Source organism: Tardiphaga sp. vice304, assembly GCF_007018905.1.
Lineage (GTDB): Bacteria > Pseudomonadota > Alphaproteobacteria > Rhizobiales > Xanthobacteraceae > Tardiphaga.
In genome coordinates this window covers 475396-501429 of sequence record NZ_CP041402.1, presented here as the reverse complement: position 1 = coordinate 501429, position 26034 = coordinate 475396, and the positions used below count along the sequence as shown (strand labels likewise).

Genomic DNA, 26034 nt, shown 5'->3' with positions numbered 1-26034 from the left:
GCTGCCGGCTTATGAATACGCAGTCACGGTCAATAACGCCAAGCTGGAGCAGATAATGACCGACATGGTCGTCATCATCACGGGCGGGAGCCGAGGCATCGGCCGCGCCGCTGCGCTGAAAGCCGCCGCTGCCGGCTTCAAAGTGGTCGTCGGCTACGCCAGCAATGAAGCCGCCGCCAACGACGTCGTTGCCGCCATCGAAGCAACCAACGGAAAAGCCATCGCCGTGAAATGCGACGTCGGCGTCGAGGCCGACATCCTCGCGCTGTTCAAGTCGGCCGACGCCTTCGGCCCGCTCGGCGCGCTGGTCAACAATGCCGGCATTGTCGGCCCCTCCATCCGCGTCGAGGACATGACCGCCGAGCGCATCACGCGCATGCTGGCGGTCAACGTCACCGGAAGCTTCCTGTGCGCGCGCGAGGCGGTGAAGCGGATGTCGACGAAACATGGCGGCGCGGGTGGCGTGATCGTCAACCTGTCGTCGGCGGCCGCCAAGCTCGGCTCCGCCAATACCTATGTCGACTATGCCGCCTCCAAGGGCGCTATCGATACGTTCACCGTGGGCCTTGCCCAGGAAGTAGCCGCCGAGGGCATTCGCGTGGTCGGCATCCGGCCCGGCCTGATCGATACCGAGATCCACGCCTCCGGGGGCGACGCCGACCGCGCCCGTCGCCTCGCCCATAACGTGCCGATGCAGCGCGTCGGCACCGCCGACGAAGTCGCCAATGCCATCGTCTGGCTTTTGTCCGACGAGGCGTCCTACGTCACCGCTTCCATTCTCGACGTGTCCGGTGGCCGCTAGGCCATCGACATCCCATATCTACTGAAACTGCAGGAATCTCCCATGGCCACCTATGATCTCGTTATTATCGGCACCGGTCCCGGCGGCTATGTCTGCGCGATCCGCGCAGCACAACTCGGCATGAAGGTCGCGGTCGTCGAAAAGAACGCCACGCTCGGCGGCACCTGCCTGAACATCGGCTGCATGCCGTCGAAGGCGTTGCTGCACGCCTCCGAAATGTTCGAAGAGGCCGGTCACGGCTTCGCCAAGATGGGCATCAAGGTCGCCGCGCCGGAAATCGACCTGCCGCAGATGATGGTCTTCAAGCAGCAGGGCATCGACGGCAACGTCAAGGGCGTCGAGTTCCTGATGAAGAAGAACAAGGTCGACGTGGTGATGGGCCTTGGCCGCGTGCTGGGCACCGGCAAGGTCGAGGTCAAGGCGGCCGACGGCAAGACCCAAGTGCTGGAAACCAAGAACATCGTGATCGCCACCGGCTCCGACGTGACAAGGCTGAAGGGAATCGAGATCGACGAGAAGCGCATCGTGTCGTCGACCGGCGCGCTGTCGCTCGACAAGGTGCCGGAGAAGATGATCGTGGTCGGCGCCGGCGTGATCGGCCTCGAACTCGGCTCGGTGTGGCGCCGGCTCGGCGCCGAAGTGATCGTGGTGGAATTCCTCGACCGCATCCTGCCCGGCATGGACGGCGAGGTAGGCAAGTCGTTCCAGCGCATCCTGGAAAAGCAGGGTTTTGCGTTCAAGCTCGGCGCCAAGGTCACCAGCATCGATTCGTCGGGCCAGCGGCTGAAGGCACAGGTCGAACCGGCTGCCGGCGGCGCCGCTGAAACCATGGAAGCCGACGTCATTCTCGTGGCGGTTGGCCGCATCCCCTACACCGAGGGCCTCGGGCTCAAGGAAGCCGGCGTGGCGCTCGACGAGCGCGGCCGGATCAAGACCGACGCGCATTTCGCCTCCAGCGTGCCCGGCATCTTCGCCATCGGTGACGTCGTGGTCGGCCCGATGCTGGCGCACAAGGCGGAAGACGAAGGCGTCGCTTGCGCCGAGATCCTGGCCGGCCAGGCCGGTCATGTTAATTACGGGGTGATCCCCGGCGTCGTCTACACGACGCCGGAAGTCGCGTCAGTGGGCAAGACCGAGGAGGAGTTGAAGCAGGCCGGCGTCGCCTATACCGTCGGCAAGTTCCCGTTCACCGCCAACGGCCGCGCCAAGGTCAACCAGAGCACCGACGGTTTCGTGAAAATTCTTGCCGATGCCAAGACCGACCGCGTGCTCGGCGTTCACATCATCGGCCTCGAGGCCGGCGAGTTGATCCACGAGGCCTGCGTGCTGATGGAATTCGGCGGTTCCGCCGAGGATCTGGCGCGGACCTGCCATGCTCATCCGACCCGCTCCGAGGCCGTTAAGGAAGCGGCATTTGCAGTGGCCAAGCGCGCTATCCATATGTGAGGCACGCCCGGCGCACCGCCCGGCCGGGAGTTGCGTGATGCGCCGCCTGTTGCAGCCGCTCTGGGTCCTGCTCGCTCTGATCTTCCTGATCGAGGCGTGGCTGTGGGACCATCTCGAACCGGTCGTCGCCCGCCTTGTGGCGATGATCCCGCTGCGCGCGTTCAAGGCCTTTGTGGCCGCGCGCGTGGCGCGGCTGTCGCCGAGGTGGACGCTGCTGGTATTCCTGGCGCCGGTGGTGCTGTTGTTTCCGTTGAAGCTTCTGGAAGTCTGGCTGATCGCGAACCATTCCTGGATCAGCGCCATTGCACTGATCCTGGCCGGTAAGTTCATCGGCGTCGGCATCGTCGCCTTCATCTTCGACGTGACGAAACCGAAGCTGCTGCAGATGCCGTGGTTCGTTCGCGTCTATGAGTGGGTGCTCGACATCCGCCGCCGCGCCGGCGAAATCGTCGCGCCAATGATGCTGCGGATCAAGGCGATGGTCGCGCGAATCCGCAACCGCTCGTCATCGCGCGGGATGCGCCTCGTCCACCGTCTGCGCAGCCGCGCATTTGCCCGCAAGGTTTGACGGAGTCTGCCATGGCCGAACTGTCCCGCGTGAAAACCTCGCTGCTCGATGTCGCTTATGAGCAGTCCGGCCCGGCGAATGGCGTGCCTGCCATCCTGCTGCACGGCTTTCCCTATGACATCCGCGGCTATGACGACGCGGTGGCGCTGCTCAATGCCGCGGGCATCCGGACCATCGTGCCGTATCTCCGCGGCTATGGCCCGACGCGGTTTCTGACCGACGCCACCCTGCGCTCCGGGCAGCAGGCCGCGCTCGGCCAGGACCTGCTGGATCTGATCGACGCGCTACGGATCGAGAAGGCCGTGCTCGCCGGCTACGACTGGGGCGGCCGTGCCGCCTGCGTCGTGTCGGCGCTGTGGCCGGAGCGCGTGCATGGGCTGGTGAGTTGCACCGGCTACAACATCCAGGACATTCCGAACTCGGCCCGCCCGGCCGATCCCGCCCAGGAAGCGCGGATGTGGTACGTCTGGTATTTCCACACCGAACGCGGCCGCAACGGGCTGACGCAGAACCGCGCGGCGCTGGCGAAGCTATTGTGGAAAATGTGGTCGCCGTCGTGGGCGTTCGACGACGCCACGTTCGATCGCTCGGCGGACGCCTTCGACAATGACGAGTTCGTCGATGTGGTGATCCACTCCTACACGCACCGCACCGGCAGCGTCGCCGGCGATGAGCGCTATGCCGCGATCGAGGCGCAACTTGCGGCGCAACCGGCGATCGACGTGCCAACCATCGTGCTGCACGGCGCCGACGACAACGTCACGCCGGTCGGCGGATCGGAGAATCACGGCCGGCATTTCACGGCGGATTATCAGCGCCGCGTGCTGCCCGGCGTCGGTCACAACGCGCCGCAAGAATCGCCGAAGGCGTTTGCGGAGGCGGTGATGGCGTTTTATCGAAAGTGAATCTCTCTCTTCACCTCTCCCCTTTGGGGAGAGGTCGGCGCGTAGCGCCGGGTGAGGGGCCTTGCTCCGGTTGAAAGGTCCCTAACACCTCACCCGCCCGGCTTCGCCGGTCGACCTCTCCCTATGGGAGAGGTGTTGAGCGCCGTCGCGCCTCCCGGGAATGACAGCTACTTCACATCAAATGCACGGCGTGCGGGGCGAACAGGCCGATCAGCGTGAAGCCGATGCCGGCGACGGCCAGCGCGCCTGACACCCAGGCCAGCGCGATCATGCCGGTGATGATGGTCGCCGAGGCCAGCACGATGCCGATCTGGAACGCGGCCGAGGCCACCTCGTAATGGTGATAGCGCGCCATCGCCAGATCGCGGGCGTGCTCGGCCTCCTTGGCGCGGGCGGCGAGCTGTTCGGAGCCTTCGCCGGTCTCCGGCTCGGAGCGGTAGCGGTCGGCGGTCTTCTTCCAGTCCTCGATCTGCTTGGCGAGCGTCGCCTTGGCGGCCTCGTCACCCATCTGGCCGAGGCTGAGACGGGCCTGGTCCGAGGTCGCCTGCACCACGGTACGGCGGATGCTCTTGGCCTGGAAGAACGCCCACAGGTTGGACGCCTCGACGTTCTTGCTGATCGATTCGGTCTGCGCGCCCTTGCCGAAGGTTTCCGACAGCGCCAGGAACAGCGCCAGCACCGCAATCAGCAGCGCGATGTTCTTGTTCGAGCCGGACGCATGCTCGGCATGCTCCGCGTGCTCCATGCTTTCATGCGCGCCCATCGTAACAATCTCCCTGCTGACAATCCGCGAGCTTTGGCCGAACGGATTGTTCCATGCAAGCGCTATGTCATGATGACAGGGGCCGCTCACGCCCGGGGATGCGCGGTCTTGTAGACCTCGAACAATCGCTCGGTGTCGATCCCGGTATAGATCTGCGTCGTCGACAGCGAGGCGTGGCCGAGCAATTCCTGGATCGCGCGGAGGTCGCCGCCGCGGGTCAGGAGATGGGTGGCGAAGGAGTGCCGCAGCGCGTGCGGGGTGGCGCTATCGGGCAGACCGAGCGCGCCACGCAGCCGTTCCATGGTGAGCTGGATGATCCGCGGCGACAGCGGCCCGCCGCGGGCGCCGACGAACATCGGACCCTCCGGCGGCAGCGGATGCGGGCACATTTTGGCGTAGTCGGCGATCAGCGCCAGCACGTTTTGCAGCACCGGCACCATGCGGGTCTTGTTGCCCTTGCCGTTGACGATCAGCACGTCGCCGGCGCCCGGCTGCGGCACCTCGCGGCGCTTCAGGCCGAGCGCCTCGGAAATGCGCAGACCGGAGCCGTACAAGAGCGCCATCACGGCGGCGTCGCGCGCCCAGATCCACGGATCGCGGTTCTCGCCGGCACGCTCGTCGGCGTCGGTGAGGCGTTTGGCGGAGGCCATCTGGATCGGCTTCGGCAGGCTCTTGCCGATTTTCGGCGCGCGGATGCCCGACAGCGCCCCGACATTGCCGAAGCCCTCGCGCTCCAGGAAGCGGCCGAACGAGCGCATCCCGGCCAGCGCCCGCATCAAAGAGCGGCCGCCGATGTCGTCGGCGCGGCGCGACGCCATGAAGGCGCGGACATCGGTTGCCTGCAGCTTGGAAAATTGCGCAAGCGAGACCCGCGCGCCCCAGTGCTCGGCGAGAAACATCAGGAACTGGCGCACGTCGCGCGAATAAGCCTCAGAGGTCTTCGGCGACAGCCGCCGCTCGGCGCGTAGATGCGACAGCCAGCGCGTCATCTGCAGCGAGACGTCCTCGGCCGCGCAGGGCAGATCGATCGGCGCGGCAGCAGGTTTGGCTTGTGTCGGTCTGGCCATCGGATGCCTTCCAGCGCGCAAAGCGCGAACAGGCAGATATTATCACACCCCGGCGTTTCGCATTGGTGAACTCACCCCTCCGCATGTCGTCCCCGCGAACGCGGGGACGACATCGAGTTCGCGGCTTCTCTTTGGCCCTGCCAGTCCCTAGATTAGCCCCACCTCCCGCAGAGCCGATCTTCATGGACCATTCGTCGCGCGCCGATTCGCTGTTCCCACCGACGACCTCGGGCGTGGTCGACGTGCTGGTGCCGGTCGCGCTGAACAACGCCTATTCCTACAAGGTGCCCCGCGGGCTCGACCTGCGACCCGGCGACGTCGTCACCGTGCCGCTCGGCGCCCGCGACGTGATCGGCGTGGTCTGGGCGGACAATCCCAATCCCGCGCCGGGGCTGCACAACCGGCTGAAAGAAGTGGGCTGCAAACTCGACGTCCCGCCGCTGAAGCCGGAATTGCGCACGCTGGTCGACTGGGTCGCCAATTACACGCTGTCGGCCAGGGGCATGGTCATGAAGATGACACTGCGGATGGGCGAGCATCTGGGCCCGGAGCGCATCCGGCTCGGCGTGCGCCTTATCGGCGAGGTGCCCAAGCGGATGACGCCGGCGCGCGGCCGGCTGCTCGAGATCTTGTCCGACCGGCTGCTGCACGGCAAATCCGAGGCCGCCAAGCAAGCCGGCGTCAGCGCCGGCGTGATCGACGGGTTGGTCGATGAAGGCACGTTGGCCGTCGAGCCGATGGCCGCGACGCTGGCGGCCCCTGCGCCCGACCCGACCTTCAGCGAGCCGGATTTTTCTCATGAGCAGCGCACCGCCGCCGACCAGATGCGGACCTTTGCGGCCCGCGGCGACTTCCATGTCGCGCTGATCGACGGCGTCACCGGCTCCGGCAAGACCGAAGTGTATTTCGAGGCGATCGCCGAAACGATTCGGCGCGGCGAGCAGGTGATGATCCTGATGCCGGAGATCGCGCTGACCGGGCAGTTCCTCGACCGCTTCGCGCTGCGCTTCGGCGTGCGCCCGCTGGAATGGCATTCCGAGATGACGCCGCGCAGCCGCGCCCGCAACTGGGCCGCGGTCGCCTCCGGCGAGGCGCATGTCGTGGTTGGCGCGCGCTCGGCGCTGTTTCTGCCTTTCGCCAAGCTCGGGCTCATCATCGTCGATGAAGAACACGACCAGGCCTACAAGCAGGCCGAGGGCGTACATTACCATGCCCGCGACATGGCGGTGGTGCGCGCCTCGATCGAGAAGATCCCGATCGTGCTGGCCTCGGCCACGCCGTCGGTCGAGACCGAGGTCAATGCGCGCCGTGGACGCTACCAGCGCATCGTGCTGCCCGGCCGGTTCGGCGGCCAGCACATGCCGCACATCGAGGCGATCGACCTGCGTACCGAGGGCCCGATGCGCGGCCACTTCATCGCGCCACGCCTTGCCGAAGCCGTGCAGATCGCCATCGACCGCAAGGAACAGGCGCTCTTGTTCCTCAACCGCCGCGGCTATGCGCCGCTGACGCTGTGCCGCGGCTGTGGCCATCGCTTTGCCTGCAACATCTGCGACGCCTGGCTGGTCGATCACCGCTTTCGCGCGCGGCTGGTCTGCCATCATTGCGGCTTCTCGACACCGCGCCCGCATCTCTGCCCGCATTGCGGCGCCGAGGAATCGCTGGCCGCGATCGGCCCCGGCGTCGAGCGCCTGCAGGAGGAAGCGCAAAAGCTGTTTCCCGACGCGCGCACCATGGTGCTATCGAGCGACCTCATCACCTCGATCGACGCGATGCGCGCCGAGCTGACGGAAATTGCCGAAGGCCGCGTCGATATCATCATCGGCACCCAGCTGGTCGCCAAGGGCCACAATTTTCCGCGGCTGAATCTGGTCGGCGTGATCGACGCCGATCTCGGACTCGGCAACGGCGACCCACGTGCCGCTGAGCGCACCTTCCAGCAGCTCAACCAGGTGATCGGCCGCGCCGGCCGCGAACAGGGCCGCGGCATCGGCTATCTGCAGACCCACCAGCCCGAGCATCCGGTGATGAAGGCGCTGATCGCCGCCGACCGCGAGGCGTTTTACGGCGCCGAAATCGACGCCCGCGAGCGCGCCGGCTATCCGCCGTTCGGCCGGCTCGCCAGCCTGATCATATCGGCCGGCGATCGCCCGACCGCCGAAGGGTTTGCGCGCAAGCTGGCCGCCGTGGCGCCACTCGACGAGCGCGTCCAGGTGCTCGGCCCCGCCGAAGCGCCTCTCGCGGTGATCAAGGGCCGCTACCGCTTCCGCATCCTGGTGAAGTCGCCGCGCAACGTCGATCTCTCCTTCTATCTGCGCGACTGGCTGGCGCATGCGCCGAAGACGACCGGCAATCTCAAGCTCCAGGTCGATGTCGACCCGCAGAGTTTTCTTTGAACCAATCTGTCATCCCGGGGCGCGAGCGCGCCAGCGGCGAGCGAACCCGGTATCCCGACATGGGACGATGAACATCTCGGGATTCCCCACCACTCCAATTGGAGTGGCTGAGGTTCTCGCTCAGTCGGCTCCGCCGCCCGCGCGAGCCCCGGAATGACAGTTTTATTTCACCAAAAAAAGCCTGCCGTCATCGCTGACGGCAGGCTTCTTTACTCCACGCTACTCGAACGCAACGCTACTGAACTTCAGTGCGAAGCGCCGATGCTTACATCACCTCGGCGACGACGCGGCCGACACCGCGGCTGGTCAGGCCGATGACGGAGGCCGCGCCCTTCGACAGATCGAGCACGCGACCGCGGATGAACGGGCCGCGGTCATTGATGGTGACGACGACGCTGCGGCCGGCGTGCGTCACGCGCAGCTTGGTGCCGAACGGCAGCGAGCGATGGGCCGCCGTCATGGCGCCCTGGTTGAAACGCTGGCCGGATGCGGTGCGGCTGCCGGATTCGCTGCCGTAGAACGAGGCCATGCCGGCAAAGCTGCGGCCGACGCCGTTGGCGATGGCGCGGACCGGCGCCTGCACGGTGGTCTCGAACAGCGACGGGATCGACGCATTGGCATCGAGCACCGGCGCCTTGATGACGCGCTGGGCGTGGTGATGGCCGTGGTGACGATGATGGTGATGGCGGGATTTGGCCGAAGCCTCTGAAATCGTTCCGCCCAGCATGATGGTTGCGGCGATCAGCGCCAGGGCAGTACGCGGGCGGGCAACGGCGCCCAGCATCGAATTTCTGTTTCGCAGCATATTTGGTAGTCCCTCAGACAGTATTGCCACATATATGACAAGTGGAACCCCCGTCCCATTTTGATGCGGCCACCGTTGAAGGCTTAATAAGGCGTAAAGTGGGCAAGCAGATCGTTCCTGCGTCAATCGAAATATCTTGTGATAGGTACTATTATAGCTGGCGTTGCTAATTAACCAATTTTTAACTAGATATTATACTGTCGAATACGATCTATTACTGAATAGACAAGTGATCGCCGGACATGGCCAGCATTCGGCAAGTAAATCTCAAGCAGAGGATTTTGGGGGAATGCGCCGGGCGGGTCTGCCTTGCGGGCGAGGCGCGGATCACAAACCGGGCCTAGCCGGGAAGCCGCAGCATTCCATGTCGCGATCTATTCCAGCCGCAAGGCTCCGACGGCCTGCGACAAGGCATCGCCAATCGCTTTCATCGCGTTGCACACCTGCGCGGCCTATGTTAGCAAAGCCGCGATTTGAACGGGACACAATGCTGTGTTGTGGCCTGAGAATCGAAGTCCCGCTTGAATTCCAAGGACTTGGATCGCTAGCGCCGAATTCGGGCGATGGTTTTTCCCTTGTGGGTTCGACAGCCTGAAGAGCGTATTCGTGGCAGCAGAAGATCCGTCCGTTTCGGGAATGTCCGGTCGTTACGCAACAGCCCTGTTTGAGCTGGCGCGCGACGAGAAATCCGTCGATGCGGTCAAGGCCGACCTCGACAAGTTCGAAGCCATGCTGAATGGCAGCGCCGACCTGAAGCGGCTGGTGCGCAGCCCGATCTTCGGCGCCGACGTGCAGGGCAAGGCGCTTGCCGCCATCCTGGACGACGCCAAGATCACCGGCATCAGCGCCAAGTTCCTCAAATTGCTCACGGCCAACCGCCGGCTGTTCGCAGTCAGCGACGTGATCCGCGCCTTCCGCGCGCTGGTCGCCCGCTTCAAGGGCGAAGCCACGGCCGACGTCACCGTCACCGAGCCGCTCAGTGACAAGAATCTCGACGCCCTGAAGACCGCGCTGAAATCAGTGACGGGCAAGGATGTCGCGCTCAACGTGAAGATCGATCCGGCCATCATCGGCGGGCTTGTCGTCAAGCTCGGCAGCCGCATGGTGGACAGTTCGCTTCGCACCAAACTCAACTCGATTAAGCACGCGATGAAAGAGGCAGGCTGATGGACATCCGCGCCGCGGAAATTTCCGCGATCCTCAAGGATCAGATCAAGAACTTCGGCCAGGAAGCTGAAGTTTCCGAAGTTGGACAGGTTCTGTCCGTCGGCGACGGCATTGCCCGCGTCTTCGGCCTCGACAACGTCCAGGCCGGTGAAATGGTCGAGTTCGAGAACGGCACGCGCGGCATGGCGCTGAATCTCGAAACCGACAATGTCGGCATCGTGATCTTCGGCGCCGACCGCGAGATCAAGGAAGGCCAGACCGTCAAGCGAACCCGCGCCATCGTGGACGCGCCGGTCGGCAAGGGCCTGCTCGGCCGCGTCGTCGATGCGCTGGGCAACCCGATCGACGGCAAGGGTCCGATCGAATTCACCGAGCGCAAGCGCGTCGACGTCAAGGCGCCGGGCATCATTCCGCGCAAGTCGGTCAACGAGCCGATGGCGACCGGCCTGAAGTCGGTCGACGCCTTGATCCCGGTCGGCCGTGGCCAGCGCGAGCTGATCATCGGTGACCGTCAGACCGGCAAGACCGCGATCGCGCTCGACACCATTCTGAACCAGAAGTCGCTCAACGTCGCCGGCGCGCCGGAAGGCCAGAAGCTGTATTGCGTCTATGTCGCGATCGGCCAGAAGCGCTCCACCGTCGCGCAGTTCGTGAAGGTTCTCGAAGAGCAGGGCGCGCTGGAATATTCCGTCGTCGTCGCCGCCACCGCGTCCGATCCGGCCCCGATGCAGTACATCGCGCCGTTCACCGGCTGCACGATCGGCGAGTACTTCCGCGACAACGGTATGCACGCCGTCATCATCTATGACGATTTGTCGAAGCAGGCCGTCGCCTACCGCCAGATGTCGCTGCTGCTGCGCCGTCCGCCGGGCCGCGAAGCCTATCCCGGCGACGTGTTCTATCTTCACTCCCGCCTGCTCGAGCGCGCCGCGAAGCTCAACGACTCGCAAGGCAACGGTTCGCTGACGGCGCTGCCGATCATCGAAACGCAGGCCAACGACGTGTCGGCCTACATCCCGACCAACGTGATCTCGATCACCGACGGCCAGATCTTCCTCGAAACCGACCTGTTCTTCCAGGGCATCCGCCCGGCGGTGAACGTCGGTCTGTCCGTCTCGCGCGTCGGTTCTGCCGCGCAGACCAAGGCGATGAAGAAGGTCGCCGGCAAGATCAAGGGCGAGCTGGCGCAGTACCGCGAAATGGCGGCGTTCGCGCAGTTCGGCTCCGATCTCGACGCCTCGACCCAGCGCCTGCTGAATCGCGGCGCCCGCCTGACCGAACTCCTGAAGCAGCCGCAGTTCTCGCCGCTGAAGATGGAAGAGCAGGTCTGCGTGATCTGGGCCGGCACCAACGGCTATCTCGACGCGCTGCCGATCAACAAGGTGCGCGGCTTCGAAGACGGTCTGCTCTCGCTGCTGCGCGGCAAGAACATCGACATTCTCGAAGCGATCCGTGACAGCCGCGATCTCAAGGACGACACCGCCGCCAAGCTCAAGGGCGTGGTCGAAGGTTTCGCCAAGAACTACGCTGCTTAAGCTTTTGGCCGGCTGAAAGGCCGGCCGCAAACTCTGTAGTCCCCTCCCCCTTCATGCGAAGCGAAGCTTCGCTAGGGGGAGGGCTAGGGTGGGGGTAGCCGCGAGCGACGTCGCTTGTGTCACCCCCCTCCCCGACCCTCCCCCGCAAGGGGGGAGGGAGCACACCGACGTAGTGGATCAGGGCTGAGATGGCTTCACTTAAAGACATGCGTGTCCGCATCGCCTCGACCAAGGCGACGCAGAAGATCACCAAGGCCATGCAGATGGTCGCGGCGTCCAAGCTGCGCCGCGCGCAGATGGCCGCCGAAGCCGCACGGCCCTATGCCGAGCGGATGGATGCGGTGATCGCCTCGATCGCAGGCGCCGCTGCCGGATCCGGCACCGGCCCGGCACTGCTGGGCGGCACTGGAAAAGATCAGGTTCACCTGCTGCTGGTCTGCACCGGCGAGCGCGGCCTGTCCGGCGCGTTCAACTCCTCGATCGTCCGCCTGGCACGTGAACGCGCGCTGGCGCTGATCGCGCAGGGCAAGGAAGTCAAATTCTTCTGCGTAGGCCGCAAGGGTTACGAACAGCTGCGCCGCACCTTCGACAAGCAGATCGTCGAACACATGGAATTGCGTTCGGTGAAGCAGCTCGGATTCGTCAATGCCGAGGGCATCGCCAAGAAGGTTCTGGCGCGCTTCGACAATGGCGAGTTCGACGTCTGCACGCTGTTCTTCGCGCGCTTCAAGACCGTGATCGCGCAGATCCCGACCGCGCAGCAGATTATCCCGCTGGTGGTGCAGGCCAAGCCGGCCGCCACCGATGCCGCGGCGCCGGTCTATGAATACGAGCCCGGCGAGGACGAGATCCTCACCGGCCTCCTGCCGCGCAATCTCGCGGTGCAGATTTTCCGCGCGCTGCTCGAGAACAACGCTTCGTTCTACGGCGCGCAGATGAGCTCGATGGATAACGCCACGCGCAACGCCGGCGACATGATCCGCAAGCAGACCCTGATCTACAACCGCACCCGCCAGGCGATGATTACCAAGGAGCTGATCGAGATCATCTCCGGCGCCGAGGCGATCTAATCCAGCATTTGGCCCTCTGGGCCGCGTTCAAGTTTCGGACTTCAAGGAGAAGTTTTCATGGCTACCCCCAACCAGACCGGCAAGATCACCCAGGTCATCGGCGCCGTCGTCGACGTGCAGTTCGAAGGCCACCTGCCCGCGATTCTGAGCGCGATCGAAACCATGAACGGTGCCAACCGTCTGGTGCTCGAAGTCGCCCAGCATCTCGGTGAGTCGACCGTCCGCACCATCGCGATGGACACCACCGAAGGTCTGGTCCGCGGCCAGCCGGTCAGCGACACCGGCAACCCGATCATGGTTCCGGTCGGCGTCGGCACCCTCGGCCGCATCATGAACGTGATCGGCGAGCCGATCGACGAAGGCGGTCCGATCGAGTCCGAAGGCCTGCGCGCGATCCATCAGGAAGCGCCGATGTACACCGAGCAGTCCACGGAAGCTGAAATTCTCGTCACCGGCATCAAGGTCGTCGACCTCCTGGCGCCCTACGCCAAGGGCGGCAAGATCGGCCTGTTCGGCGGCGCCGGCGTCGGCAAGACCGTGCTGATCCAGGAACTGATCAACAACGTCGCGAAGGCGCATGGCGGCAACTCGGTGTTCGCCGGCGTCGGCGAGCGTACCCGCGAAGGCAACGATCTCTATCACGAGTTCATCGAGTCCAAGGTCAATGCCGATCCGCACAATCCCGACCCTTCGGTGAAGTCGAAGTGCGCGCTGGTGTTCGGCCAGATGAACGAGCCCCCGGGCGCCCGCATGCGCGTCGCGCTGTCGGGTCTCACCGTCGCCGAACATTTCCGCGACCAGGGCCAGGACGTGCTGTTCTTCATCGACAACATCTTCCGCTTCACCCAGGCGGGTTCGGAAGTGTCGGCGCTGCTCGGCCGCATCCCCTCGGCGGTGGGCTATCAGCCGACGCTGGCGACCGACATGGGCGCGCTGCAGGAACGCATCACCACCACCCACAAGGGTTCGATCACCTCGGTGCAGGCGATCTACGTGCCGGCCGACGATTTGACCGATCCGGCGCCGGCGACCTCGTTCGCGCATCTTGACGCGACGACCGTGCTGAACCGCGCGATCTCGGAAAAGGGCATCTATCCCGCAGTGGATCCGCTGGATTCGACCTCGCGCATGCTCTCCCCGCTGATCGTCGGCCAGGAGCATTACGAGACTGCGCGCATGGTCCAGCAGGTGCTGCAGAAGTACAAGTCGTTGCAGGACATCATCGCCATTCTCGGCATGGATGAGCTGTCGGAAGAGGACAAGCTGGCCGTGGCCCGCGCCCGCAAGATCGAGCGCTTCCTGTCGCAGCCGTTCTTCGTCGCCGAAATCTTCACCGGTTCGCCGGGCAAGTTCGTCGACCTCGCCGACACCATCAAGGGCTTCCGCGCGATTTGCGAAGGCAAGTACGACCACCTTCCGGAGGCCGCCTTCTACATGGTCGGCGCCATCGAAGAGGCCGTCGAAAAGGGCAAGAAGCTGGCTGCCGAAGCCGCTTAACTCTGTAACCCTCCCCCTTGCGGGGAGGGTCGGCGCACTTGCGCCGGGGTGGGGGTGCCACAAGCACCTTCGCCTGTGGTTACCCCCCCACCCCGACCCTCCCCCGCAGGGGGGGAGGGAGCAGTAAGCGGATTGCACCATGGCCACCTTCCAATTCGACCTCGTCTCGCCGCAACAGCTCGCCTTCTCGGGTGCAGTCGATCAGGTTGATGTGCCCGGTCGCGAAGGCGACTTCGGCGTGCTGGCGGGTGCCGCCCCGATGGTGGCAGCACTTCGTCCGGGCATCATGACGATCTACAGCGGCACCACCAGGCACACGATCATCGTGCTCGGCGGCCTCGCCGAGGTGAACGACAAGGGCCTCACCGTGCTGGCCGACGTCGCCACCTCGCTGCAGGATCTCGACCGCACCGCCTTCGCCGCCGATATCGCGGCGATGGAAGAGAAGCTGTCTGAGAAAGAGGGTTCCGTTCTCGACCTCGCGATCGCGCGTCTCGACCACTTCAAGGTCATCCAGCTGCACATCAATTCGACGGCGATGCATTAAGCGCTTCTCGCGCGCCACGAAAAAAGCCCCGGATCGAACCGGGGCTTTTTTGTTGGACGAACGGACAGCTCAGACGGACGGCTGCGCCACCTTCACCGGCTCCGCGGTGAAGCCATCCACGGTCGCATGCAGATGCGCGACGAGTTTCTCATCGAGAGAAAGCCGCGCCGCCAGCAAACCGAGATAGGCCCGCTCCGAAGCGCTGTCGAGGTCGATGGCCAGCAGCGAGACCGTATAGATCTCCGCGGCTTCCTCGGGCGTCCGCACGCCGCTCGCCACGGCATCGACATCGAGCGGCCTGCGCAATTCATCCATCACGAACACCTTGTCCTCGGCAGTGACGTTGAGCCGGTCCATCTGCGCGAAGATGTTGGTCTGCTCAGTGCTGTCGAGATGGCCATCGGCCTTGGCCGCCGCAATCATCGCCCGCAACAGGTTACGGCTGAGTGATTGCTGATCTGCCGGCTGCAACGGATTGAACGGCGTATCACTCGGCGGCGGCAGCAAAGGGGTCTCGACCGCGCCGGCGGGCGAGGCCTGCTTGCCCGCCTGATAATTCTGATAGGCCCGATAGGCGAGCGCACCGGCCACCGCCATGCCGCCATAGGTGAGCGCATTCTTGGCGATCTTGCGCCCGCCCTTCGAGCCGAGCAACATGCCGGCCAGGCCGCCGGTCATCGCGCCGCCGCCAAAGCCGCCAAGAAAGCTGCCGGCCTGCTGCAGCAGATCGCCGCCACCCTTGCCGAGAAGCCCGCCATCCGGCCGGCCGCCCGCCTGCTGATTGGGACCACCCTGATTCAGCCCGCCGATGAACTGGTCGAGCATACTTTTGGGATCGAACATCGCGTCATTCCTCGTTTGATGGAGATCACGAGGTAGGGTCGGAACGCGACGATGTAAGGACACAAAGCTGCGGCGTGATGTCCTGCGACCGGATGGACCTTCAGGCGAAGCGCGCGAATTCGGCGGCCACCGCGCGGTAGACCTCGCGCCGGAATGGCACCACGAGATCCGCCACGCGGTCCAGCCGTTCCCGGCGCCAGGCGTCGAATTCCGCCGGCTGGCCGTTGCGCGGCGTCAGCGGATCGACTTCCTCATCCTTGCCGGTAAAGCGCAGCGCGAACCATTTCTGGCGCTGGCCGCGATACCTTGCGAAGCGATGCGTCGGATCGTCGAAGGCGATGAAATCGTAGGTCATCCAGTCGGTCTCATCGAGATAGTCGGCATGCACCACGCCGGTCTCCTCAAAGAGCTCGCGCATCACCGCGACACGAGAATCCTCATCCGCATCGATGCCGCCCTGCGGCATCTGCCATTCCAGCCCCGGGAGAACGATCTCCGGCCCGTCATCCCTGAAGCGCCGGCCGATCAGGACGCGGCCTTCAGCGTTGAACAGAGCGACGCCGACATTGGGCGATAGGGTTTGTCGGACACGAGCGTTACTCGCCAGACAACCTGGAAAATTCCTTCACCACGCGCTCATAGACCGGGCGCTTGAACGGCACGATCAGGTCCGGCAGGTTCTTCATCGGCTCCCAGCGCCACTTGATGAATTCCGGCTTGTGTCCGCCACCGGGCGCCACCACGTTGATCTCGGTATCGTCGCCGGTGAAGCGCACCGCGAACCATTTCTGGCGCTGGCCTCGGTAACGGCCCTTCCAGGCGCGGCCGGCGACCGTGCGCGGAATGTCGTAGATCAGCCAGTCTGGCACTTCGCCGAGTTTCTCGACGGATTTCACGCTGGTTTCTTCGTAAAGCTCGCGCTTGGCAGCTTCCCAGGCATCTTCGCCGGGATCGACGCCGCCCTGCGGCATTTGCCAGACATGGGTCTCATCGACATGCTCGATGCCGCCGGAGCGGCGACCGATAAAAACCAGGCCTTGCGGATTGATCAGCATCATGCCGACGCAGGTTCGATAGGGCAGATCTTCGTAGCGCGCCATTCCGTCAATGCCTCTCGCGTCTCTTACGCCGTTCACGCAGCGATTCGGCTGTGTCGAACTCACCCTAGACCAAAGACGCTAGCTTGATTTTGATTTCAGCATCGCGGTTGTCAATGGCACCAGCATCACGCCGCGGCTCTCCAGCGTTTTAGCCCAGGCCGCAATGCGTTCGATCGAGATCGGCAGCGCTGACGCGGTGCCGACCGCATAGCCGCGTTCCCTGGCCAGGCTTTCCAGCCTCGCCAGCGCCTTGTCGATGTCGGCCGAGGTGGGCGACGTGTCAATGCCGAGATCCGCCCGCGCGAATGGAACTGCCGTGCCCTCCGCGACGGCCTGCCCGACGCTGCGCGGCGCGGTGCCATCATCGAAATAGGCCAGACCGCGTTTGGCGGCGTCGCGCAGCACCGGCTGCATCGCGGAATCCGCGGCCACGAAACGCGCGCCCATGAAATTGGCCAGGCCGACATAGCCCTGGAACCGGCTCATGTGCCACAGCAGCCGATCGAGGTTCTGTTCAGCCGAGGCCGTCGCCAGCAGCGTCTGCGGGCCGGGGTCGTTGTCAGGATAATCGAACGGCTCCATCGGAACCTGCAAGAGCACTTCGTGGCGCTGCGCGCGGGCCCGCTCGACCAGTTTGCCGGGATCGGAACCGTAGGGCGTGAAGGCCAGCGTCACCGCGGCCGGCAGCTTCATGATCGCTTCGGTCGTCTTGGCGGCACCGACGCCAAGGCCGCCGATCACGATCGCGATGCTCGGGATTTTCATGGCCCGGGCGCGCTCGGCGTCGGAGCCCGCAGCATAGGCCGATACCGGCTTCATGCCGTCGGCAGCGATGGGCACCATGCCGTAGCGGGCTTTTTCCAGCAGCTTGGGATTGCTGCCGGCCATCACCGGCACGGCGGCAGACCCCGCCGGTTCCGACGCGTTTTCCGCCCCGTCGCTGGAGACAACGACATCGCGCCGGGCCCCGGAGGAGCCGTCGATAATGGTGATGGTCTTCTGGCCCCCGACCTCCGGTGCCTTCTCGGCCGCTTTGGCGGGGCCTCGCTTGACCTCGACGGGCGGCTTTTCCTCCGACGGCGCCGGCGGCTTCAGGGCGATGCGCGCGACCGGTTCGCCGCCCATCGGATCGTTGCCGAAGATCGCAAACCCGAGAAAGCCGAGCAGCACCACGCCCAGCACGGCCGCGATCGCCTGCGGCGGCGACACCGGCAACCGGAACCTGCGCTTGCGGGGCTCTGTCTGTCCGAGCGGGGCGCTCAGATCGTCGCTCGACACGATTCATCGACCTCCCGAATCAGTGGCCGAAGATACCACGGCGGGGCAGGGGCAACGGAAGGGATTGGAAGCACACTCGCAGGTAGCGGATCCATCGTCCCATCTCCCCTCCGCGCTGCGCGCGGCCACCCATGGCGAACGAATTGGTTCGCCAGACCCCACGAGGGGGGAGGGGAACCGGTGCGCCTCCGATCGACCAATAAAAAGGGCGACCCGAGGGCCGCCCTTTCGTCATTCCGTGGGTCAAACCGTCAGTTCGACTTGGTCGCGGGCTTCGCGGCATCCGGCTTGGCGGAGGCCTTTTCGTCCGGCTTCGCCGCGGGCTTGTCGTCCGTGGTGTTGGCGGTGACCTTGATGCCGTGCAGCAGGTCGGCGGCGGCCTTGAGGGCCTTGTCGTCCTTGGCATCCGGCGGCACGTAGGACTGCGAACCGGTCTTCTCGTCGCCGTCGTTCTTCAGATGGCCGCGAAGCGAGGCTTCGCCCTTGGTGTCGGTACGCGACTTCAATTCATCCGGCACGTCCTGGACGATCTCGATGTCCGGCACGATGCCCTTGGCCTGGATCGACTTGCCGGACGGCGTGAAGTAGCGCGCCGTGGTCAGCCGCAGCGCGCCGTTGCCGGAGCCGAGCGGGATGATGGTCTGCACCGAACCCTTGCCGAACGAACGGGTGCCGATGGTGGTGGCGCGCTTGTGGTCCTGCAACGCGCCGGCGACGATTTCCGATGCCGAGGCGGAGCCGCCATTGATCAGCACGACCACCGGCTTGCCCTTGGTGAGGTCGCCCTGATGCGCGGTGCGGCGCTGGGTTTCCTCGGCGTTGCGGCCGCGGGTCGAGACGATTTCGCCGCGCTCCAGGAACGCATCCGAAACGGTAACGGCTTCTTCGAGCAGGCCGCCCGGGTTGTTGCGGAGATCGATGATGAAGCCCTTGAGCTTGTCGGCGCCGATCGCGGCGGTCTGGGCGGCGATCTCGCGCTTGAGGCCTTCGGTGGTCTGTTCGTTGAAGGTGGTGATGCGGATATAGGCGATGTCATCGCTCTCCACGCGCGCGCGCACCGAGCGGACGCGGATGTTGTCACGCACCAGGGTCACGTCGAGCGGATCGTCCTTGCCCTTGCGGACGATCTTCAGCTTGATCTTGGTGTTGACCGGGCCGCGCATCTTTTCGACGGCCTGGTTCAAGGTCAGGCCCTGCACCGCCTCGTCGTCGAGGCTGGTGATGACGTCGTTGGCCATGATGCCGGCCTTCGACGCCGGCGTATCGTCGATCGGCGATACCACCTTGATCAGGCCGTCTTCCATGGTGACTTCGATGCCGAGGCCGCCGAACTCGCCGCGGGTCTGCACCTGCATGTCGCGGAAGCTCTTGGCGTCCATGTAGCTGGAGTGCGGATCAAGGCCGGTCAGCATGCCGGAGATCGCGGACTCCACCAGCTTGCTGTCGTCGGGCTTCTCGACATAGTCGGAGCGCACGCGCTCGAACACGTCGCCGAACAGATTGAGCTGGCGATAGGTGTCGGAGGTCGCAGCGCGGGCGCTGGTTCCCATGAACACCGCGCGCGGTTGCGTGACGAAGAGCGTCAGGGCGGCGCCGGTGGCAGCACTGAGCAGGATTATCGAAGTCTTGCGCATCATCCGCGAACCTTTTCGCCTTCGTTTGCGGCCCACCATGGGCCAGAGTCGATGGGAGTGCCATCCTTACGGAACTCGATATAAAGCACGGGCTGGCTGGCATTGGCCGCCAGAACAGACGCTACCCGGGATGTCGATCCCATGACAGCGACCGGTTCACCCGTCAGAACGAACTGGCCGATATTGACGGAGATGCGTTCCATTCCGGCAATCAACACATGATACCCGCCACCGGCGTTTAGGATCAAGAGTTGTCCATAGGAGCGGAACGGCCCGGAATAGACAACCCAGCCATCACACGGGGTTGTGACCTGGGCGCCGGCGCGGGCGGCCAGCGAAATACCTTTTTCGACGCCGCCGACACCATCGGAACCGCCGAAGTCGCGAATCCGGATGCCGTTGACCGGCAGCGCGAACATGCCCTTCGCCGAGGCAAAGGCGATCGCCGGGCTCATCCGCGCGGAATCCTTCAGGGCGCCGAGGTTCGGCTTGCCATTGCCGAGCGCGGCCGGCGCGCCCTGCAGGCTGGCGGTCTGCGCGGCCTTGGCGGCCGCCTTGGAGTCCTGCTCCATCTTGGCGATCAGGCCCTGCAGGCTGTCGACCTGCTTCGACAGCGACAGCGCGCGCGCGGCCTCGGACGCCATGTCCTTTTCGGCCGCCGCCTGCTGCTTCTGCCGTTCCTCGGTGAACGAGGACAGCCGGGTCTGGTCGTCCCTGAGCCTGTCGCGATCGGCGGCCAACTGGTCGCGCTCGCCGGCGATGGTCTTGCGCAAGGCGACCAGTTCGCTGAGGTCGGCGATCAATTTGTCGGCACGGACGCGCATGTCCGGCACCACGGAGCCGAGCATCATCGCGGTGCGCAGCGATTTCAGCGCGTCTTCCGGACGCACGAACAGCGCCGGCGGCGCGCGACGACCGGCGCGCTGTAACGCCGACAGCACTTCGGCGATTTCGGCGCGGCGCGATTGCAGCGAACCGCGGATCTCGCGCTCGCGTGCGTCGAGCGGGCCGAGCCGCGCTTCGGCATCGTCGATGCCCTTCTCGACGCCGCGCACGCGGGCGGCAATGTCGATCAGTTGCTGGTTGAGCTTGCCGCGGTCCTGGCCTAGCGCAGCGATATCGGCCTTGAGCTTGTCCTGCAGTTCGGCCGCCGCCTTCTGCTGCGCACGCGCGGCCTGCAGCTCCTGCTCGCGCTGCCGGATGATATCGGTGGTCGGCGCAATGGCCTGCTGGATCGGTGCGGCGGCGAGCTGCGCGCGCGCCGGCTGCGCGCTCACGCCAGCCAGGCTTGCCAGCACGGCGATGGGCAGTGACGACGCCTGCAGCCAGCCGCGGCGAGCGGTGTGGATTTCACCAGAATTGGGCCGCGGTGCGTGCATCGAGCGGATCGTCGCTTTCGCTGGAAGAACCTAAACGCGGTGATACGGATGTCCGGACAAAATCGTCGCCGCCCGGTAGATCTGTTCGAGAAGCATGACCCGCACCATCTGATGCGGCCAGGTCGCTGCGCCGAACGCAATACTCATCTTGGCTCTGCGCCGCAATTCGGGCGAAAGTCCGTCCGCGCCGCCGATCACGAAAATAGTGTGCCCCACCTGCTCGTCGCGCCAGCGGCCGAGATGGCGGGCAAAGCTCGGGCTGTCGACGCTGGTGCCGCGCTCGTCCAGCGCGACGATCACGGCCTTTTCCGGGATCAACGCCGTGATCGCGGCGGCCTCCTCGGCGATTCGGGTCGCCGCATCGCGGGCGCGGCTTTCCGGAATTTCATGGATCGCGAGGCCGCGAAAACCGAGCTTGCGGCCGATATCGTCGAAGCGATCGCGATAACGCTCCGCCAGCTCGCGTTCCGGACCCTGCTTGAGCCTGCCGATGGAAATGAGAACCAGATGCATAGGGGCTAGGGTCTGACTTGTTCAACTAAAGCGCATCGACGCACTGTCGCTGCGCCCCTTCTCCCCATTGGGGAGAGGGCTGGGGTGAGGGGGCACCGGCCTATCAATGGCACGAAACCCCTCACCCGGATTGCCCAGTCGATGCTACGCATCGCCAGGCAATCCGACCTCTCCCCAAGGGAGAGGTGACAAAACATCATCGGCACGATCCGGTGAAAGAGCCTCGATATCAAACCGCCTTGAGTTCGATCTTGTCGTCGCCGGGGCTCTGCGTCCACAACCGTTCGAGATTGTAGAATTCGCGCACTTCCGGGCGGAAGACGTGAACGATCACCTCGCCGGTATCGATCAGCACCCAGTCACAATTCGGCAGCCCCTCGATGTGGAGCTTCTTGTTGCCGGATTCCTTGAGCCCCTTGGCGACGGTCTCAGCCAATGAGCCGACATGACGGTTCGAGCGACCTGTGGTGATGACCATGTAGTCGGAGAACGCCGACTTGCCGCGCAGGTCGATGGTGACGGTCTCTTCCGCCTTCATGTCGTCGAGCCGCTTGAGAATGAGGTCGAGCACCACATCGGCGCTGTCGCGCGGCTGCAGGCCGGCCAGCGCGGCCTTCTTGGCCTTCGTCACCTTGGGCGTGACAACCTTGGCGACGGAAGCTTTAGCAACCGAAGCCTTCTTCGGCGCTACTGCCTTCTTGGCGACAAGCGCCTTTTTCGGCACGACGGCTTTCTTCGCAGCAGATTTGGGAGCAGCAGCTTTCGCTGGAGGCTTGGAAGCGGCCTTGGAGGCTGCCTTGGCCGGGGCCTTCTTTTTGGCGCCGGTTTTCGTCGATACAGAAGTGGCCAGGGACCATTCCTTTCACGGGTCGGGGCGCCTGATCCGGCGCCCGATGAAGAGACTATGATGAGGGAGTCGTGGGTTCAATATTCCAGGCCGTTCCTATAGCACTTATCGACGCGGTGTTGTGGAATTACGTCTTCCAGCTGCCATCGGCGTTGCGCAGCCGGGTCGAGGACATCGCAAGCTTCAGCCCGGTGAGGAACACCCAGGCCGGCGGGTCGAGGTCGGCCAGCATCCCGGCGTCGCGTTCCGGGATCCGGTCCCGCGACAACGCCTGCGCCGCCGGGGACGCCAGGCCGCGCAGGGTCAGCGGCGGGCGGTCGATCACCGCAAACGGCACCTGCGCGGCGATCTGCTGCCAGTTTTCCCATTTGTGGAACTGGGCGAGATTATCGGCGCCCATGATCCAGACAAAACAGGCGCTGGCGCAACGCCTTCGCAGATAGGTGATGGTATCGACGGTATAGCGGGTGCCGATCGCGGTCTCCAGGCAGGTGACGTCGATGCGCGGATGGTTGGCCATGGCCCGCGCCGCGGCCGCGCGCTCGGCGAGGTCATGCAGATTGCTGCGGTCTTTCAGCGGGTTGCCCGGCGACACCAGCCACCAGACGCGATCCAGTTGCAGCCGCTTCATCGCAAACAGCGAAATCGCCCGGTGCGCGGCATGCGGCGGGTTGAACGAGCCGCCGAGCAGCCCAATCCGCTGGCCTGCGCTGTGAAACGGGATGGCGTGGCCCGCAGAAGCCCGGCCGGGGACTGCAGGCTCCAGTTCAGTCGCCACGCGCGCGCGCCATGTTCATCACGGCCGGGTCTGACCGGTGCCGTGGATGCGGTATTTGAAGCTGGTGAGCTGTTCGGCGCCGACCGGGCCGCGGGCGTGGAATTTGCCGGTGGCGATTCCGATCTCGGCGCCGAAGCCGAACTCGCCGCCATCGGCAAACTGCGTCGAGGCATTATGCAGCACGATGGCGGAATCGACCTCGTTGAGGAAGCGCGTCGCCGCTGCCGCATTTTCGGTCACGATCGCGTCGGTATGGTGCGAGCCGTGATCCCTGATATGCGCCAGCGCCTCGTCGAGGCCATCGACGACCCGCGCCGAGATGATGGCGTCCTCGTATTCGGTATCCCAGTCCGCGTCGGTCGCCGGATTGACACGGCCGTCCACCGCCTGCACGGCGGCATCGCCGCGGACTTCGCAGCCGGCCTCGATCAGCATTTCCACCAGCGGCTTGAGATGCGTGGCCGCCACCGCGCGGTCGACCAGCAGCGTCTCGGTGGCGCCGCAGACGCCGGGCCGGCGCATTTTCGCGTTCAGCACGATCGACTTGGCCATCTCCAGCGAGGCGGCACGATCGACATAGACGTGGTTGACGCCTTCGAGATGCGCGAACACGGGCACCCGGGCCTCGGCCTCGACGCGCGCCACCAGGCTCTTGCCGCCGCGCGGCACGATGACATCGACGCCGCCGTTCAGGCCTGACAGCAGCAGGCCCACCGCGGCGCGGTCGCGGGTCGGCACCAGAGTGATCGCGGCCTCGGGCAATCCGGCCTCGCGCAGGCCCTGCACCAGGCATTCGTGGATCGCGCGGCAGGATCGGAAACTGTCGGAGCCGCCGCGCAGGATCACGGCATTGCCGGACTTCAGGCACAACACGCCAGCGTCCGCTGCGACATTGGGCCGGCTCTCGAAAATCACCGCGACGACGCCGAGCGACACGCGAACCCGCTCGATGGTCATGCCGTTCGGCCGCTGCCAGCTCTCGGTGACGGCGCCCACGGGATCGGCAATGTCATGGATCACGCGAATGCCGTCGGCCATCGCGCTGACGCGGGCCGGTGTCAGAGTCAGCCGGTCGATGAAGGCGGAGGTTGCGCCATTGGCGCGGACCTCGGCGACATCCTCGGCATTGGCGGCCAGGATCGCCGTTTCGCCGGCGCGGACGGCGCGCTCCATCGCCGCCAGCGCGCGGTTTTTCTGTTCCGTCGGCGCTATCGCCAGCGCCCGCGCCGCCGCGCGGGCGGCCAGCGCGAGGTCGTTCATCAGGAACGGCAGATCGGCCGTGCCGTCGATGGCTTTCAGCGAGGCGGTCATGTCAGGCCCGGGCGGTCAGGAGAAACTCGCCATAAAATAGGGACTTCGGCCCGCAAGGTCAAAGGGAGCGGCGCCGCGGCCGGTCGGCGACAAGGCCGCTCAACCGAATTGGTAGTTCGATCGAGGACGGACCCAGCGGCCTACTTCGAGATGTCTTCCACCGCCGCAATGATCCGCGCCAGATCCTGCGGCCGCGACAGCCGATGGTCGCCGTCCGGGATCACCGTCAGCACGACGTCGTCGACTGGCAGTCGCTCGGTGAGGCGAAAGGCGTGCTTCCACGGCACGTCGGGATCGAGCCGACCCTGCAGGATGCGAACCGGGCAGCCGAGCTCGATGCTGCCGCCGAGCAGCAGATGGTCGCGGCCTTCCTCGATCAGTTGCCTAGTGATCGGATAGGGCTCGCCATATTCCGACGGCCGCATCCAGCAGCCGTCGCGCATGATCTGTTCGCGCACTTGCGGCGAGAAGCCGTTCCACATCAGCGCTTCGGTGAAGTCCGGCGCCGGCGCGATCAGCACCAGGCCTTTCAGCGTGGCGCGGCCGATCATGCCGCGGCGGGCCAGTGCGCGCGCCAGCAGCAGCGCCATCCAGCCGCCCATCGACGAGCCGATCACCACCTGCGGGCCCTGGCATGCCGCGTCGAACACCGCGAGACTGTCCTCGAGCCAGCGACCGATGGTGCCATCGACAAAGGCGCCGCCGGATTCACCGTGGCCGGAATAGTCGAAGCGGACGCAGGCGCGCCCCTGCTCCGCCGCAAACGCATCCAGCGCCAACGCCTTGCCGCCCTGCATGTCGGACTTGAAGCCGCTCATCCAGAACAGCCCGGGCGACGTGCCCTCGCGGATCCGCAGCGCGATGCGCCGGGCGGCGGGGCCGCTGCCGACCGTGATGAAAGTGGGGGCTGTTGACGCCGGGCTGCTCATGGATGACCTCGTTTCGAAGCTGTTTGAGCGAGCGGCACAGCCCCGTCAACGCCGATACCGCGTGGCGTTTGCGGCCCGGTGCGGCTTGCGCAACGTCCGCGGGCGCTCTATTTGAGCTTGGTCGGCGCCATTTGCTGCGTTTTGCGCGTTTGCCCGGCCCAAATGCCGCGTATTTCCGCGTTTTGACCTGCATCATTGTGAGTTTGCTTGCTCAAAACGCTCACTTCCTGCAAACTGTCGCCTTCCTTCACAACATTGGAGAGTTACCCATTCGCCGTCCCAACAGAGCCCCGCCCGCCCAGACCAAAGACGGGCCGCGCACCAACGATGAAATCCGCAACGCCCAGGTTCAGCTGATTGATCAGACAGGCCTCAACCACGGCACTGTCGAAACGACGATCGCTGTGAAAATGGCGATGGAAGCCGGCATGGATCTGGTCGAGATTTCGCCCAATACCAGCCCTCCCGTCTGCAAGATCATGGACTACGGGAAGTTCAAATATTCGGCCCAGAAAAAGGCCGCGGAAGCCCGCAAGAAGCAGAAGATCGTCGAGATCAAGGAGATCAAGCTCCGTCCGATGATCGACGACCACGACTACGAAGTGAAAATGCGCGCGATGCAGCGCTTCTTCGAAGAAGGCGACAAGGTCAAGATCACGCTGCGTTACCGCGGCCGTGAAATGGCGCATCAGGAAATCGGCACCAAGCTGCTCGACAAGGTGAAGGCGGACGTCGCCGAATACGCCAAGGTCGAACAGGACGCGCGTTTCGAAGGCCGCCAGGTGGTGATGGTTCTGGCGCCGCGCTGATCGCTATTTGGTTAGATTATAAATGATTTCGGCCCGTCAGGTTTC

The 26034-nt window shown here is 65.0% G+C and carries 24 protein-coding genes and 1 pseudogene; 11 read left to right on the top strand and 14 right to left on the bottom strand.

The window, feature by feature from the left end; all coding sequences use genetic code 11:
- The first annotated feature begins 55 nt into the window (after window positions 1–55).
- Genes FNL56_RS02300 through FNL56_RS02285 form a run of 4 tightly spaced genes read left to right on the top strand, consistent with a single transcriptional unit; the run spans window position 56 to window position 3721 of the window.
- Window positions 56–802 carry an SDR family oxidoreductase gene (locus tag FNL56_RS02300; RefSeq protein ID WP_143571399.1) on the top strand — a complete coding sequence of 249 codons (747 nt, stop codon included), beginning with the start codon at window positions 56–58 and terminating at the stop codon, window positions 800–802.
- A 42-nt stretch (window positions 803–844) separates the two neighbouring features.
- Window positions 845–2248: a dihydrolipoyl dehydrogenase gene (gene lpdA / locus FNL56_RS02295; RefSeq protein WP_143571398.1), complete on the top strand. Its 1404-nt coding sequence runs from the start codon at window positions 845–847 to the stop codon at window positions 2246–2248.
- Between the two features lie 34 nt (window positions 2249–2282).
- Window positions 2283–2816: a hypothetical protein gene (locus FNL56_RS02290; RefSeq protein ID WP_143571397.1), complete on the top strand. Its 534-nt coding sequence runs from the start codon at window positions 2283–2285 to the stop codon at window positions 2814–2816.
- A 20-nt stretch (window positions 2817–2836) separates the two neighbouring features.
- Window positions 2837–3721, top strand: a complete 885-nt coding sequence (locus tag FNL56_RS02285; RefSeq protein ID WP_143575992.1) for an alpha/beta fold hydrolase — start codon at window positions 2837–2839, stop codon at window positions 3719–3721.
- A 172-nt stretch (window positions 3722–3893) separates the two neighbouring features.
- On the opposite strand, the gene FNL56_RS02280 is transcribed toward FNL56_RS02285, so the two are convergent.
- Together FNL56_RS02280 and FNL56_RS02275 are read right to left on the bottom strand one after the other, a co-directional pair.
- Window positions 3894–4484: a DUF4337 domain-containing protein gene (locus FNL56_RS02280; RefSeq protein WP_143571396.1), complete on the bottom strand. Its 591-nt coding sequence runs from the start codon at window positions 4482–4484 to the stop codon at window positions 3894–3896.
- An 86-nt stretch (window positions 4485–4570) separates the two neighbouring features.
- Window positions 4571–5551 (bottom strand): tyrosine recombinase XerC, encoded by a 981-nt coding sequence (locus tag FNL56_RS02275; protein WP_143571395.1) that lies wholly within the window; start codon window positions 5549–5551, stop codon window positions 4571–4573.
- 182 nt (window positions 5552–5733) lie between these two features.
- Here FNL56_RS02275 and FNL56_RS02270 point away from each other — a divergent pair, with 182 nt between their 5' ends.
- Window positions 5734–7947 carry a primosomal protein N' gene (locus tag FNL56_RS02270; protein WP_143571394.1) on the top strand — a complete coding sequence of 738 codons (2214 nt, stop codon included), beginning with the start codon at window positions 5734–5736 and terminating at the stop codon, window positions 7945–7947.
- Window positions 7948–8212: 265 nt separating this feature from the next.
- Here FNL56_RS02270 and FNL56_RS02265 read toward each other — a convergent pair whose 3' ends face one another.
- On the bottom strand, window positions 8213–8752 hold the full coding sequence (locus FNL56_RS02265; RefSeq protein ID WP_143571393.1) for a septal ring lytic transglycosylase RlpA family protein: 540 nt from the start codon (window positions 8750–8752) through the stop codon (window positions 8213–8215).
- Between the two features lie 606 nt (window positions 8753–9358).
- Between FNL56_RS02265 and FNL56_RS02260 the strand changes: the two genes are divergently transcribed.
- From FNL56_RS02260 to FNL56_RS02240, 5 genes are all read left to right on the top strand, one after another.
- On the top strand, window positions 9359–9919 hold the full coding sequence (locus tag FNL56_RS02260; protein WP_143581743.1) for a F0F1 ATP synthase subunit delta: 561 nt from the start codon (window positions 9359–9361) through the stop codon (window positions 9917–9919).
- On the top strand, window positions 9919–11454 hold the full coding sequence (gene atpA / locus FNL56_RS02255; protein ID WP_143571391.1) for a F0F1 ATP synthase subunit alpha: 1536 nt from the start codon (window positions 9919–9921) through the stop codon (window positions 11452–11454). Before FNL56_RS02260 ends, atpA begins: the two co-directional genes overlap by 1 nt.
- A gap of 188 nt (window positions 11455–11642) precedes the next feature.
- The gene (locus FNL56_RS02250) at window positions 11643–12524 is read left to right on the top strand and encodes a F0F1 ATP synthase subunit gamma (RefSeq protein WP_143571390.1); all 882 of its coding nucleotides are present in this window, start codon (window positions 11643–11645) and stop codon (window positions 12522–12524) included.
- A gap of 57 nt (window positions 12525–12581) precedes the next feature.
- Window positions 12582–14021 (top strand): F0F1 ATP synthase subunit beta, encoded by a 1440-nt coding sequence (atpD, locus tag FNL56_RS02245; RefSeq protein ID WP_143571389.1) that lies wholly within the window; start codon window positions 12582–12584, stop codon window positions 14019–14021.
- Window positions 14022–14160: 139 nt separating this feature from the next.
- Window positions 14161–14568 (top strand): F0F1 ATP synthase subunit epsilon, encoded by a 408-nt coding sequence (locus FNL56_RS02240; RefSeq protein ID WP_143581742.1) that lies wholly within the window; start codon window positions 14161–14163, stop codon window positions 14566–14568.
- A 69-nt stretch (window positions 14569–14637) separates the two neighbouring features.
- Here FNL56_RS02240 and FNL56_RS02235 read toward each other — a convergent pair whose 3' ends face one another.
- The 11 genes and pseudogenes from FNL56_RS02235 to FNL56_RS02185 all read right to left on the bottom strand — a co-directional run bounded on the left by FNL56_RS02235 (window position 14638) and on the right by FNL56_RS02185 (window position 25180).
- The gene (locus FNL56_RS02235) at window positions 14638–15411 is read right to left on the bottom strand and encodes a tellurite resistance TerB family protein (protein WP_143571387.1); all 774 of its coding nucleotides are present in this window, start codon (window positions 15409–15411) and stop codon (window positions 14638–14640) included.
- Between the two features lie 100 nt (window positions 15412–15511).
- A pseudogene (locus FNL56_RS02230) lies at window positions 15512–16032 on the bottom strand (RNA pyrophosphohydrolase).
- Window positions 16008–16511, bottom strand: a complete 504-nt coding sequence (locus FNL56_RS02225) for an RNA pyrophosphohydrolase (protein WP_143571385.1) — start codon at window positions 16509–16511, stop codon at window positions 16008–16010. Before FNL56_RS02225 ends, FNL56_RS02230 begins: the two are co-directional and overlap by 25 nt.
- 78 nt (window positions 16512–16589) lie before the next feature.
- Window positions 16590–17789, bottom strand: a complete 1200-nt coding sequence (locus FNL56_RS02220) for a divergent polysaccharide deacetylase family protein (protein WP_143571384.1) — start codon at window positions 17787–17789, stop codon at window positions 16590–16592.
- A gap of 251 nt (window positions 17790–18040) precedes the next feature.
- Entirely contained in the window at window positions 18041–19426 is a 1386-nt protein-coding gene (locus FNL56_RS02215) for a S41 family peptidase (RefSeq protein WP_143571383.1), read from the bottom strand.
- Window positions 19423–20802, bottom strand: coding sequence for a murein hydrolase activator EnvC family protein (locus FNL56_RS02210; RefSeq protein WP_143571382.1), 1380 nt, complete (start codon window positions 20800–20802; stop codon window positions 19423–19425). Before FNL56_RS02210 ends, FNL56_RS02215 begins: the two co-directional genes overlap by 4 nt.
- 30 nt (window positions 20803–20832) lie before the next feature.
- The gene (gene rlmH / locus FNL56_RS02205; RefSeq protein WP_143571381.1) at window positions 20833–21315 is read right to left on the bottom strand and encodes a 23S rRNA (pseudouridine(1915)-N(3))-methyltransferase RlmH; all 483 of its coding nucleotides are present in this window, start codon (window positions 21313–21315) and stop codon (window positions 20833–20835) included.
- A gap of 229 nt (window positions 21316–21544) precedes the next feature.
- Window positions 21545–21913 carry a ribosome silencing factor gene (gene rsfS, locus FNL56_RS02200; RefSeq protein WP_143575991.1) on the bottom strand — a complete coding sequence of 123 codons (369 nt, stop codon included), beginning with the start codon at window positions 21911–21913 and terminating at the stop codon, window positions 21545–21547.
- Window positions 21914–22289: 376 nt separating this feature from the next.
- On the bottom strand, window positions 22290–22940 hold the full coding sequence (locus FNL56_RS02195; protein ID WP_246660834.1) for a nicotinate-nucleotide adenylyltransferase: 651 nt from the start codon (window positions 22938–22940) through the stop codon (window positions 22290–22292).
- Window positions 22941–22958: 18 nt separating this feature from the next.
- Window positions 22959–24251, bottom strand: coding sequence for a glutamate-5-semialdehyde dehydrogenase (locus tag FNL56_RS02190; protein ID WP_143577437.1), 1293 nt, complete (start codon window positions 24249–24251; stop codon window positions 22959–22961).
- 140 nt (window positions 24252–24391) lie between these two features.
- A complete protein-coding gene (locus tag FNL56_RS02185) occupies window positions 24392–25180 on the bottom strand; it encodes an alpha/beta hydrolase (protein WP_143571379.1) in 789 nt (262 codons plus the stop codon).
- A 269-nt stretch (window positions 25181–25449) separates the two neighbouring features.
- On the opposite strand from FNL56_RS02185, the gene infC reads away from it, so the two are divergent.
- Window positions 25450–25989 carry a translation initiation factor IF-3 gene (infC, locus tag FNL56_RS02180; protein ID WP_143575989.1) on the top strand — a complete coding sequence of 180 codons (540 nt, stop codon included), beginning with the start codon at window positions 25450–25452 and terminating at the stop codon, window positions 25987–25989.
- Window positions 25990–26034 lie beyond the last annotated feature (45 nt).

Coding starts and splice junctions, on each gene's coding strand:
- FNL56_RS02300 (WP_143571399.1), top strand. CDS start 56: ATGACCGACATGGTCGTCATCATCACGGGCGGGAGCCGAGGCATCGGC.
- lpdA (WP_143571398.1), top strand. CDS start 845: ATGGCCACCTATGATCTCGTTATTATCGGCACCGGTCCCGGCGGCTAT.
- FNL56_RS02280 (WP_143571396.1), bottom strand. CDS start 4,484: ATGGGCGCGCATGAAAGCATGGAGCACGCGGAGCATGCCGAGCATGCG.
- FNL56_RS02275 (WP_143571395.1), bottom strand. CDS start 5,551: ATGGCCAGACCGACACAAGCCAAACCTGCTGCCGCGCCGATCGATCTG.
- FNL56_RS02270 (WP_143571394.1), top strand. CDS start 5,734: ATGGACCATTCGTCGCGCGCCGATTCGCTGTTCCCACCGACGACCTCG.
- FNL56_RS02265 (WP_143571393.1), bottom strand. CDS start 8,752: ATGCTGCGAAACAGAAATTCGATGCTGGGCGCCGTTGCCCGCCCGCGT.
- atpA (WP_143571391.1), top strand. CDS start 9,919: ATGGACATCCGCGCCGCGGAAATTTCCGCGATCCTCAAGGATCAGATC.
- FNL56_RS02250 (WP_143571390.1), top strand. CDS start 11,643: ATGGCTTCACTTAAAGACATGCGTGTCCGCATCGCCTCGACCAAGGCG.
- atpD (WP_143571389.1), top strand. CDS start 12,582: ATGGCTACCCCCAACCAGACCGGCAAGATCACCCAGGTCATCGGCGCC.
- FNL56_RS02240 (WP_143581742.1), top strand. CDS start 14,161: ATGGCCACCTTCCAATTCGACCTCGTCTCGCCGCAACAGCTCGCCTTC.
- FNL56_RS02235 (WP_143571387.1), bottom strand. CDS start 15,411: ATGTTCGATCCCAAAAGTATGCTCGACCAGTTCATCGGCGGGCTGAAT.
- FNL56_RS02225 (WP_143571385.1), bottom strand. CDS start 16,511: ATGGCGCGCTACGAAGATCTGCCCTATCGAACCTGCGTCGGCATGATG.
- FNL56_RS02215 (WP_143571383.1), bottom strand. CDS start 19,426: ATGATGCGCAAGACTTCGATAATCCTGCTCAGTGCTGCCACCGGCGCC.
- FNL56_RS02210 (WP_143571382.1), bottom strand. CDS start 20,802: ATGCACGCACCGCGGCCCAATTCTGGTGAAATCCACACCGCTCGCCGC.
- rlmH (WP_143571381.1), bottom strand. CDS start 21,315: ATGCATCTGGTTCTCATTTCCATCGGCAGGCTCAAGCAGGGTCCGGAA.
- FNL56_RS02190 (WP_143577437.1), bottom strand. CDS start 24,251: ATGACCGCCTCGCTGAAAGCCATCGACGGCACGGCCGATCTGCCGTTC.
- FNL56_RS02185 (WP_143571379.1), bottom strand. CDS start 25,180: ATGAGCAGCCCGGCGTCAACAGCCCCCACTTTCATCACGGTCGGCAGC.